Here is a 12253-nt window from a genome sequence, read left to right as displayed (position 1 = left end):
AATACCAATCTACATTCTAAAGACACCATAAGTAGTTTCTTCAATCGGTGCGTTATAGGCAGCGCTCAAACCTAACGCCAGTACGTTACGAGTATCGGCAGGATCAATCACCCCATCATCCCAGAGACGCGCCGTTGCATAATATGGATGACCTTGCTCTTCGTACATATCGAGAATCGGCGCTTTAAATGCGGCTTCATCTTTCGCACTCCACTCCTCGCCTTTACGGTCAAAATTGTCACGCTTGACCGTTGCCAATACCGATGCTGCTTGCTCGCCGCCCATCACAGAGATGCGCGCATTTGGCCACATCCATAAGAAGCGTGGACTATAAGCACGGCCACACATGCCGTAGTTACCAGCGCCGAATGAGCCGCCAACGATGACGGTAAATTTTGGCACTTTCGCGTTGGCCACTGCCATCACCATCTTGGCACCATGACGAGCAATACCTTCGTTTTCATATTTACGACCAACCATAAAGCCGGTGATGTTTTGCAGGAATATCAATGGGATTTTACGCTTACAACATAGCTCAATAAAGTGTGTGCCTTTTTGCGCCGACTCACTAAACAAGATGCCGTTGTTGGCAATAATACCGACTGGCATACCTTCGATATGAGCGAAACCACAAACCAGCGTGGTACCAAAGCGCGCCTTAAATTCATCAAAGGCACTATCATCGACGATACGAGCGATGATTTCTTTGATATCAAATGGTTTGCGCTTGTCCGTTGGAATGACGCCATATAGCTCTTTGGCATCATAGCGAGGTGGACGTGGTTTGATTTGATTCGGAACTTGCTTGGCAGGACGGTTGAGATGGCTGACGATATTACGCGCAATCGATAGTGCGTGAGTATCGTTCTGTGCTAAATGGTCGACGACCCCTGACAGACGGGTATGCACATCGCCGCCGCCCAAATCTTCAGCGGTGACCTCTTCGCCCGTTGCTGCTTTCACGAGTGGCGGACCACCCAAAAAGATGGTTCCTTGGTCTTTAACAATAATAGATTCATCACTCATAGCTGGTACATAAGCACCGCCCGCCGTACAGCTACCCATGACTACGGCAATCTGTGGAATGCCTGCAGCACTCATGTTGGCCTGATTAAAAAAGATGCGACCAAAGTGCTCTTTATCTGGGAATACGTCATCTTGGTTGGGTAAGTTAGCACCGCCTGAGTCCACTAAATATACACAAGGCAAGTTGTTTTCTTGGGCGATTTCTTGCGCACGTAGATGTTTTTTTACCGTCAATGGGTAATAAGTTCCGCCTTTTACCGTGGCATCATTACAGACAATCATACACTCAGTGCCGTTAATACGGCCAATACCCGCAATCACGCCAGCAGCTGGAATATCTTCGCCATACATGTCGTGCGCTGCCATCGGAGCCACTTCTAAAAATGGTGTACCCACATCAAGCAAACGCTCGACACGCTCACGAGGCAGCAGCTTGCCACGCGCTAGATGCTTAGCACGTGCACGCTCTGAACCACCTTGGACGACTTTACGCAAGTGCACATATAAGTCATCGACTACCGCTTGCATGGCGGCACTGTTTTGCTGAAATTCAGCAGCGTTTGGACTCAGTTTACTGGTTATGATAGCGCTCATGATATCCCTTTTCTTTGATACGTAAATGCGAGTAGCTTTTTTATGCGAGTTATTCTAACTGCTATTTATTTTAAGCGTTACTCACATGATTAATCCGTGATGTTTAAAACCTAAATGTTTCAGACCTAAGCAGCAAGCTTACTGTAAGCCCAGCTCATCTTTCATCATCTCAACAATTTTATATTTTTGAATTTTGCCCGTAATGGTCATCGGGTATTCTTCGACGAAACGATAGTGAGTTGGTATTTTATAATGGGCAATGTTATTGCGGCAGAACTCCTTAACCTCTTCTTCGCTTAAGCAATCAGGCTCTTTGGGAATAATCCAAGCCGCTAATACTTCACCGTACTTAGCGTCAGGTATGCCAACGATTTGTACATCGCGAATCTTGGGATGGCGATACAGATAGTTTTCAATCTCTACTGGGTAGATATTCTCGCCACCGCGAATGACCATGTCTTTGCTACGACCGACCACTTTGACGTACCCATCTTCATCCATGGTTGCCAAGTCGCCTGTATGCATCCAATTATCTTGAATGGACGCGCGGGTTTTGAAGCGGTCGCCCCAATAGCCTTTCATCACCGAATAGCCGCGCGTGAGTAGCTCGCCTTTTTCTCCTAGCGGTACAGTCTCGCCCGTTTCTGTATCGATAATTTTGACTTCAAGCGCTGGCTGCACCAGTCCTACAGTGGAAACCTGCTTTTCAAGCGGTGTATGCTTGTTCGTCTGACAAGATACTGGACTGGTCTCGGTCATGCCATAAGCAATAGTGACCTCGCTCATGTGCATCTCATCAATGACGCGGCGCATGACTTCAATCGGACAGCTAGAGCCTGCCATAATACCAGTGCGCAAAGTGGATAAATCGTATTGGTCAAAGTCTGGATGATCAAGCATCGCGATAAACATCGTTGGCACGCCATGCAAACCAGTACATTTTTCTTCTTCGACCGCTTGCAGGACACTTAATGGCTCAAAACCATCGTTGGGATATACGATACAACCGCCATGGGTCAAGATGGCTAAATTCCCGAGCACCATACCAAAACAGTGATAAAGCGGCACAGGAATACACAATATGTCTTCTTCAGTGAGATTCATGGCCTCACCGATGAAGTAGCCATTATTGAGGATATTACGATGGCTTAACGTGGCACCTTTTGGCGTGCCAGTCGTACCGCTAGTGAACTGCACATTAATAGCGTCAGTGTTTTTGAGTTGTGCTTGCCGTTCAGCAACGCGTGGGTCGTTCGGGTCACCCTCACTTATCCAGTCAGAGAACTTTTGCATATAACTAAAGGTTTCATCATTACCTGGTTCATCAATCCAAATGATACGCTCAATCGTCGGTATTTCGACCAAATCCAACTGATTATAAGTTTTATGATAAATCTCTGGACACAGCTCACGCACCATTTGCGTATAATCACTGGTCTTGAAGTGGCGCATTAACACCAAAGCCGAGCAGCCAAGTTTATTCAAGGCATACTGCAACTCAAAGGTACGATAGGCAGGATTGATATTGACGAGGATAACGCCGACTTTAGCAGTCGCTAATTGCATTAGCAACCATTCGGCATTGTTATGCGACCAGATACCGACGCGATCACCAATCTCAAGTCCCATCTCAATCATACTGCTCGCCAGTTGATTGACCTTTTCTTGTAGCTGTTTATAAGTCCAGCGGATATTTTGGTGACATGAAACCAACGCTTCGCGCTCTGGACATCTTGCGACAATGGCGTCAAAAAAGTCGCCGATAGTCGCTTCAATCAGCGGCACATCGGGGCCTTTGTCATAACTTTGAGAAAGTGGCGCATTTACTGAGCGTGCACCCATATTGATGCTGGGAATGTTAGCTAAGATAGTATCGAAATCAATATTTTGAGTCATAACGAGTCCTTTCGTTTTACTTTTTTATTCTATATAAAAACAGCCCGTAAGCTAATTTTTCGTCCTTGAATATATATCATATATTATTATCTACTATACCGCTTCAAATGAAAGACTGTCAATGATAGCGATACAATATGTATCATTTAAAAGCATAGCATAAGTTAAATAAATTTTTCATAGATAAATAATGAATATTTAATATAACCTAAAATACAAAAGCCAGCTTTATAGTATAGTAGTATAAAACTGACTTTATCAGTGTTTAACACTTCTGTCTTTAGGCCTTTAGCATTCAGTTGTAAGCCTTTATAATACTAGCGATTATAAATAACTCCCTTATTTTTGCTAGCACTCATATACTACAGTCTACTCTAAACCCAACTCCTCTATCATTTGCTCGACTATTTTGTATTTCTGAATTTTACCAGTCACAGTCATTGGATATTCAGTCACAAAGCGAAAATAGGTCGGCACTTTATAATGAGCGATATGGTCACGACAAAATTGCCTTATCTCTTCTTCGCTTAAGCTACCTTGCTCTTTGGCAATAATCCATGCAGCCAATACTTCACCATACTTGTTGTCAGGCACGCCGACGATTTGTACATCACGAATCTTAGGATGGCGATAGAGATAGTTTTCGACTTCTACTGGATAGATGTTTTCGCCGCCACGAATGATCATATCTTTACTACGCCCAACCACCGTGATATAACCATCTTCGTCCATCGTTGCCAAATCACCCGTATGCATCCAGCCATCAGTGATTGCCGCACGTGTTTTAAAACGGCTACCCCAATAGCCTTTCATGACCGCATAGCCATATGTCAGTAGCTCGCCCGTCTCTCCAATCGGGACGACCTCACCAGTTTCGGTATCGACGATTTTGACCTCAAGCGCTGGTAGCACCATCCCCACTGTGGACACTCTCTTTTCAAGTGGCGTTTGCGAGCTAGTCTGACAAGAAGCTGGACTGGTCTCGGTCATGCCATAAGCAATGGTCACCTCACTCATGTGCATCTTATCCATGACACGGCGCATAACCTCGATAGGACAGCTTGAACCGCCCATGATACCCGTGCGCAAACTGGACAAATCAAAGCTATTAAATTCTGGATGATCGAGTTCCGCGATAAACATCGTCGGGACGCCAAGTAGAGCAGTACATTTTTCTTCTTCCACTGTTTGCAATACCGTTAGCGGATCAAAACCATCATTGGGATACACCGCGCAACCACCATGGGTTAAAATGGCTAAATTGCCACCCACCATGCCAAAGCAGTGATAAAGCGGCAATGGGATACATAGCCTATCCTCCTCTGTCAGCCTCATTCCTTCGCCCATAAAATAGCCGTTATTTAGGATATTGCGATGCGTTAAGGTAGCGCCTTTCGGTGTGCCGGTCGTGCCACTGGTAAACTGCACACTAATAGCATCGGTGTTTTTGAGCTGGGCTTGGCGTTCCGCTACGCGAGGGTCGTTTGCATCACCCTCTGCCATCCACGTAGAGAACTTTTGCATAAAATTAAAGTCCTCATCACTCTCTGGCTCATCAATCCAAATAATGCGCTCAATGGTAGGAATTTCGACCAAATCAAGCTGATTATAGCTTTTATGATAAATTTCAGGACATAGCTCGCGAATCATTTGCGTATAATCACTAGTTTTAAAATGACGCATCAATACCAAGGCCGAGCAGCCCAGTTTATTCAGCGCATATTGCAGCTCAAAAGTTCGATAAGCAGGATTGATATTGACTAAGATGACGCCGATTTTTGCTGTTGCTAATTGCATCAGCAGCCATTCCGCATTGTTATGCGACCAAATAGCGATACGATCACCTATCTCAAGCCCCATCTCAATCATGGCACTGGCTAACTGATTGACTTTCTCCTGTAGCTCACGGTAAGTCCAACGGATATTTTGATGACGAGAAACTAAAGCTTCACGCTCAGGATATTTATTGACAATGGCATCGAAAAAATCACCGATGGTCGCCTCAATCAGCGGTACATCAAGTCCTTTATCATGGCTTTGGGACAGTGGCGCATTTGCCGAGCGTGCGCCTATATTAATTTTGGGAACATTATTAAGAATATTGTCGAAATTGGTGAGCTGAGTCATAACGAGTCCTTTCGTTTTGCTGTTAGTTTTATTATTGCCTTATGAGCATTTAATGCGCTGCTAAGGTAAGTACAATATTCCTCCTTGAATATTCTTTATAACTAGACAGTATAGTTAAATCATGCCCTAACCAATATAGCGCCTTAAACGAAAGACTGTCAATCATAACTGATACAGCACGTATCGATTAGGATTGATGCGACGTATTATCATGTTAGCGAGTGATATAAAAGATGCGATAGACATAAAAAAAGCCAATGCTGCATTAGAATTGCAGCACTGGCTATGGTGTAGAGATTTTTTAATAATTAAGCTTTAGGCATGACAGGCGCTTTAATGGTCACTGTCGCACTGACTTCGTTGTTATCATCTAGCAAATCCATGATTAACTCTTCATCAGTCTCAGTCTTTACCTGCCAATTGCCAGCAGCTTGCGGAACCCCAGTAACCATCACAGAAATGGCTTTATTTTTTAGACGAATCATCGGCGGCTTATGTTCATAGCCATCATGCTCATGACCTAAAATATCATCAGCAATGGTCGCAGCTTGCGCACGCAGCGGTGCAACATAACGACAGGCAACCCCATTGATAGACATACAATCACCAATGGCATAAATACTGGAGGCATTAGTACGCAACGTTGTCGCATCGACCACGATACCGGTACGGCGATTGAATTCAACCCCAGCAGCGGCGGGCAATTTATCATCGACGAGCAAGCCTGTACTGGCAATCACATGATCCACAATAAGCGGCTCACGTTGTTGAGCAGCGGTACTGTCTGCTTCTGTGTCAGTGTCAGTGTCAGTGTCAGTGTCAGTTTCTGACGCTAGCGGCTCATAACTGACCTGCAATTTACCATTATCTTTACGAGTAACATCAGACACTTGGCAACTGCCCAAAAAATTAATCCCTTGTGATTTGACCGCTTGAGCAATACGAGCTGTGGCTTTTGGCGGTAGCATTTGTGAAAGTGGTGCATCATTTAAGTCAATCAGCGTCACTTCATGACCAGCCTTCAGCAAGTCCTCTGCTATTTCTGTCCCAACCATGCCAGCCCCAACAATGGCAACATGCTGACTACCGGTTGCCAGCTTCTCTTGCAGTTGACCAAAGCGCTCAATATGATTGACATGCCAAACCAAATCCTCTGGCAAGCTTTGCGGAAAGATAGGGTGAGCACCCATTGCTAGCACTAGCTTGTCATAGCTGATCGTTGCGTAACTCGTGTTAGCTGGATCTGAGCGATTAGCAGAGACAAGATATAACTGCTGACTGGCAGCATCAATATCACTAACTTCAGTATTGGCAAGTAAATTGATATTCGCAGCCTCTGCTGCATCATTACCCGTAGCTCTCACTAAATCTGATGCGCTTTTGTTTTGGCTAATTGCCATTGTTAGCATTGGCTTATGATAACGATCGCCACTATCAGCGGTAATCAAGGTAATTGGAATGTCTTTATCTTTCGCACGAATTGCATCGATGACATGCCAGCCGGCCAACCCTGCACCAATAATGACCACACCTTTCGATGTAGATGAACGTTCTGCACTCATACAAGCTCCTATTAATTTAATTATTGTGTTTATCAGATTTTGCCAAATATAATTGCCCTTATTGTATCAGTAAACAGCCATTCACTCATCTATTCTCCCACGTCGCTCACGATGTAGTTACTCATATCAATATTAATATTGAAGATATAAATCTACCCCCACAAAAAAGCGCCTATTTATAGACGCTTTAAAAATGACTCATAGGGCTACATTTTAATGATTAAGAATCTTTGATAAGAACATTTGCGCACGATCACTTTTCGCACCTTCAAAGAATTCATCTTTACTACAGTTTTCAACGATATAGCCTTCATCCATAAAGATAATACGATTAGCTACCTGACTAGCAAAGCCCATCTCATGAGTGACACACATCATCGTCATACCATCGCGGGTCAGCTCTACCATGACATCCAGCACCTCTTGAATCATCTCCGGATCAAGTGCTGAGGTTGGCTCATCAAACAGCATTGCAACTGGATCCATCGCCAGCGCACGTGCAATCGCTACCCGCTGCTGCTGACCACCGGACAATTCGGCCGGATACTTCGCTGCTTGTACGGTCAGTCCTACGCGATCCAGATACGCCATCGCTTTTTGTTTAGCCTCACTTTCTTTACGGCCTAATACTTTAATTTGCGCGACCATTAAGTTATCAATAATAGTCAAATGCGGGAACAATTCAAAATGTTGAAACACCATGCCAACGCTACTGCGCAGCTTAGGTAAATCGGTCTTTGGCGCACCGACTGAGATGCCATTGACCATAATCTGACCTTTTTGAAAAGGCTCAAGTCCATTGACGGTCTTAATCAAAGTAGATTTACCACTACCCGATGGCCCACAGACCACCACCACGTCACCTTTGTGCACGTGGGCAGAACAGTCGCTCAAAACTTGAAAGTCACCATACCATTTGCTGACGTCAGTCATTTGAATGACCATCTCATCACTAGCATGGCCGTTATTGGTAACCAGTCCGCCAAAGTCATTTGTATACGTATCAGCACTACTCATCACTGGCTCCTAACCGTCGTATTTTGGATAATTTTATTAAATGTAGCTTTATGAAATATAGTTATATTTCATAAGATATTTATTGGTTACTCTCATAAATTCTAGGCAATAGCTTTTTATTAAAATTTATTCATAAATAGCTATTACTAGAACCTGTAATTAAAATCTCAGAAATTCAAACTTCAGTTATTAGAACCTCAAACGTTTTTGCACTTGTTGTACGCCAATAGAAGCGCTTAAGCTGATGATAAAATACACCGCTCCTGCTCCTAAAATATAAGGCGTTAATAAGCCCATCAGCTCACCACGTACGTAGGCTGCACGGAAAAAGTCTGTCAAACCGATAGCAAATACCAATGTCGTATCTTGGAATAAAATAATACATTGCTGCAAAATAAGTGGCAGCATCTTCCGAAAGGCTTGTGGTAGCACGACTAAGCGCATGGTCTGCCCATAAGTCATACCCAAAGCTTTTGCGGCATTTACTTGCCCACTACCGATAGACTGAATACCCGCACGCACCACTTCTGAAAAATAGGCGGCTTCGAACATCATAAAGGCAACGACGCACGAGGCAAAGGCTGCATCAAGTTGTAAGTATTTACCAGCTACCCAAAAGTAGATCATCGGTACGGCAAAATAAAACCATAGCAATACTAATAGCAACGGTACAGAACGAAAGTAATTGACGTACAGCTTGGCTGGTACTTCTAATATCTTAATACCAGATAGCCGCATCAAAGCGAGTACCGTTCCTAAACTGATACCACCGAGAATGGCTAAGAACAATACTTTTAAGGTGGTCAGCATGCCACCCATTAGACCTGGATAGGCCGTTGCAAGTTCGGTCATCATACTCATTTCTGACTCCCTGCAATAAGCCCTGGTACACGCAGTTTGCGCTCAATCAAACCCATGATAGCTATCAAAGACAGGTTAAACACCAAATAAATCACGGTCGCGTAAGTATAAATTTCAAGGTTATTTTGCGTATATTCGCTAATGGTTTTGGTCTGGCTAATCAGCTCCATTACGCCAACCAAAGATGCCACTGAAGCATTCTTGAAGCAGTTTGTCAGCTCAGAGCTAAGTGGCGGTAGAATGACGCGAAATGCCTGTGGTAACAAGACTTCTTTATAAGCTTGCGGGACGCTAAAGCCTAATGCATAAGCGGCGTTGATTTGACCTTGTGGCAATGACTGGATACCCGTACGCACTTGCTCAACGATACGCGCAGCGGTAAATAAGCCAAGACCAATACTCGCTGAGAGCATAGCTGAGGTATTTGGAGATAAGTCTTTATACCACCATTCTTGTAAGGCAGGTGTTAGCCAGCCGGGGGCGACATAGAACCAAAAGAATAATTGAACTAATAGAGGGATATTACGAAAAAAAGTCACATAGGCGGTGCCGATACTGCGAGCCGTCTTGCTTGGCAAAGTGCGCATGATACCAAAGATGGTACCAATAACCATGGCAATCGCCCATGCAATACTACCAATCAATAACAACCAGCCAAGGCCGGTAATCATCCAATGTATGTACAGCTCATTACCAATACCAGTGTGCTCAAAGAGCACACCCCAGTTCCAGCTATAATTCATTTTTGTCTCTCCGAGCAACGGAAGATAGACTCATGCGCTAGGTTGAACTTAATGACTACCTAATACCTAAGCGCATGAGTCGGCTATATTGAGGGACAAAATGTCGTTATTGTGCAGCGTCTTTTGGCTGGGCACTATCATGTGGATTAGCAATTAAAGCTTTTAAGTTGTCTGACATCTCAAAGTTTAGATTGACGTTCTTCGGTGGAATAGGGTTTAAGAACCACTTGTCATAAATGCTATTAATCTCACCTGAACTAAAGGTGTTAGCCAATGCTTCATCGACAACAGCTTTAAACTCAGGATCGTCTTTACGCATCATACAGCCATAGATTTCAAACGATTGCGGCGTACCAACGATTACCCATTCATCAGGATTTTTTGCTTTGGCTTTTTCGCCTGCAAGCAATACATCATCCATCATAAAGGCATCAGCACGGCCATTTTCTAACATCAAGAAGCCTTCGCCATGATCTTTGGCAGAGATGATATCGGTATCCATCTTCTTCTCGTCATTATATTGTCGAATATAACGCTCTGAGGTCGTACCTGCAGTCGTGACGAGTGTTTTACCTTTTAAGTCTTCAAAGTCTTGAATGCCAGAGTCGGTCTTGGTTAATAAGCGCGTACCAATCTCAAAGAAGCCATTAGAGAAAGCCACTTGTTTTTGGCGCTCTTCATTATTAGTCGTTGAACCACATTCAAAATCTACTGTACCGTTTTGTACTAATGGAATACGAGTTTGTGAGGTGATTAGGTTATAGCGAATGTTTAGGTCTGGCATGTTTAGCTTTTGCTTAACCGCTTCGACCACTTTCATCTCTAAATCATGCGCATAGCCCATCGGCTGATTAGGGTCATCTGCGATGTAAGAAAATGGAATAGAGGAGTCACGATAACCGACAACAATAGTGCCCGAATCTTTTATTTTTTGTAGGGTGCCGTTAGGATTTGCTGCAGCCTCTGTAGTCGCTGCATCGTCTGCTGGAGCAGCATCATCGGCAGTTTGGTTACTGTTATTACAGCCAGCCAAGCCAAGTGCCATAAAAGCAGCTAACGTTAGAGGTTTTGAGATTGAATAAGCCATAAGATACATCCTTTTATCAAACTATTACAAATCGGTGAAAAGCTTGGACATTTTCTACATCACTGCCCAGCATCCTTGCTGTTACTTTCAGTTATCATAGAGCAACTTAATGTTACTGTACAACACTTTTACCGACCTTAGTAAACTTTCTTACATATATCCATAATATCTCATATTCAATAAGAAAATTTAAATGGAATGGGTAAACTACTATCAACTCTAGAGCTTCGAATCAATATTAGCGCTTTCTCTATCGTTGATAAATTATGGATAATCCCCATAAAGCTAGCAACTTCTTAACCATACTAATGACTTATGACTCAAGCCAATCAAAACTCTCAGATAGCAAAAACTGACACCGTATCTACCGATAATGATGTGCGTCAGCGCTTTTTTATTCAAGATTCGCCTGTGCGTGGCGACGTCGTACGCCTATCACGTAGTTACGCCAGCACTATCGCTCAAAAGCCCTACCCTGAAGCCATCAAACGCTTATTGGGTGAAATGTTGACGGCTGCCAGCTTACTTATCGGTACTGTTAAAATTGATGGCCACCTGTCCATTCAATTGCAGTCGTCAGACAGTGACAGCTTACTGAATTGGGCAATGGCTGAATGCGATCAAGACGGTATTATTCGCGCCCTTGCCAGCTGGAAAGCGGATACTGATGAGCAAGTACAAGCATGGGAAAATATGACCAGTGCTAATGAGGCTTTTGCTGAGCTTGGCGCTATGGGTCAAGGCGTGTTATTTATTAACATTCAGCCTAATGGCGGTGAAGCATACCAAGGTATCGTTGAGCGTAGCCATGACAATTTAGCTGACTGCTTAGCACATTATCAAAAGCAATCTGCACAGATTCCAACGCTAATTAATTTGGCTTCTGACGGCTTGCAAGCAGGTGGTATATTGGTACAGATGCTGCCTCGTACCGCTGAGGAAACCTATGAGGTAGAGCAAAACGAAGATGCGGGTATCGATGACGACTTGTGGACGCGTTTAAGCGTTTTGACTCGTACTGTCAAAGCCGAAGAGCTAACCACGCTTGATACGAATGAAATTTTGTATCGTTTATACAATGAAGAAAATGTCGTTGCGCCTGACCCAGTTGCCTTATCATTTGGCTGTACATGCTCACGTGAAAAATGCGAGATGGCAATTGAGCAAATCGGCGAAGCGGAAGCGTTGGATATAATCGAGGAACAAGGCGGTAAATTCGAGATGGATTGCGGATTTTGTGGTGAAGTCTATAAATTTAATAAAGACGATGTCGCAACGATATTTGCTGAGTAGTTTTTATTGAATTGATTTGTTTAATTTGTAATTATAATTAGAACCCT

General features: G+C 43.7%; 9 protein-coding genes. 1 reads left to right on the top strand and 8 read right to left on the bottom strand.

Annotated features, from left to right (window positions below; all coding sequences use genetic code 11):
- Positions 1 to 9: 9 nt before the first annotated feature.
- From AK823_RS02000 to AK823_RS01965, 8 genes are all read right to left on the bottom strand, one after another.
- The gene (locus AK823_RS02000) at positions 10 to 1620 is read right to left on the bottom strand and encodes a carboxyl transferase domain-containing protein (protein ID WP_068325788.1); all 1611 of its coding nucleotides are present in this window, start codon (positions 1618 to 1620) and stop codon (positions 10 to 12) included.
- Positions 1621 to 1758: 138 nt separating this feature from the next.
- The gene (locus AK823_RS01995; RefSeq protein ID WP_068325785.1) at positions 1759 to 3516 is read right to left on the bottom strand and encodes an AMP-binding protein; all 1758 of its coding nucleotides are present in this window, start codon (positions 3514 to 3516) and stop codon (positions 1759 to 1761) included.
- A gap of 369 nt (positions 3517 to 3885) precedes the next feature.
- The gene (locus tag AK823_RS01990) at positions 3886 to 5643 is read right to left on the bottom strand and encodes an AMP-binding protein (protein WP_068325782.1); all 1758 of its coding nucleotides are present in this window, start codon (positions 5641 to 5643) and stop codon (positions 3886 to 3888) included.
- Between the two features lie 308 nt (positions 5644 to 5951).
- Complete coding sequence (locus AK823_RS01985; RefSeq protein ID WP_068325781.1) at positions 5952 to 7205, bottom strand: FAD-dependent oxidoreductase; 1254 nt, start codon at positions 7203 to 7205, stop codon at positions 5952 to 5954.
- A gap of 213 nt (positions 7206 to 7418) precedes the next feature.
- The gene (locus tag AK823_RS01980) at positions 7419 to 8150 is read right to left on the bottom strand and encodes an amino acid ABC transporter ATP-binding protein (protein ID WP_068330068.1); all 732 of its coding nucleotides are present in this window, start codon (positions 8148 to 8150) and stop codon (positions 7419 to 7421) included.
- 261 nt (positions 8151 to 8411) lie between these two features.
- Positions 8412 to 9083, bottom strand: a complete 672-nt coding sequence (locus tag AK823_RS01975) for an ABC transporter permease subunit (RefSeq protein ID WP_068325780.1) — start codon at positions 9081 to 9083, stop codon at positions 8412 to 8414.
- A complete protein-coding gene (locus AK823_RS01970) occupies positions 9080 to 9826 on the bottom strand; it encodes an amino acid ABC transporter permease (RefSeq protein ID WP_068325779.1) in 747 nt (248 codons plus the stop codon). The genes AK823_RS01975 and AK823_RS01970 overlap by 4 nt, the downstream gene beginning before the upstream one ends.
- Before the next feature lie 106 nt (positions 9827 to 9932).
- Complete coding sequence (locus tag AK823_RS01965) at positions 9933 to 10913, bottom strand: glutamate/aspartate ABC transporter substrate-binding protein (RefSeq protein WP_203226484.1); 981 nt, start codon at positions 10911 to 10913, stop codon at positions 9933 to 9935.
- A 315-nt stretch (positions 10914 to 11228) separates the two neighbouring features.
- Between AK823_RS01965 and AK823_RS01960 the strand changes: the two genes are divergently transcribed.
- Positions 11229 to 12206 carry an Hsp33 family molecular chaperone HslO gene (locus AK823_RS01960; protein WP_068325775.1) on the top strand — a complete coding sequence of 326 codons (978 nt, stop codon included), beginning with the start codon at positions 11229 to 11231 and terminating at the stop codon, positions 12204 to 12206.
- Positions 12207 to 12253: the final 47 nt, after the last annotated feature.

Source organism: Psychrobacter sp. P2G3, assembly GCF_001593285.1.
Classification (GTDB): domain Bacteria; phylum Pseudomonadota; class Gammaproteobacteria; order Pseudomonadales; family Moraxellaceae; genus Psychrobacter.
The sequence above is the reverse complement of the archived record's forward strand: the minus strand, read 5'-3'. Positions and strand labels throughout refer to the sequence as shown.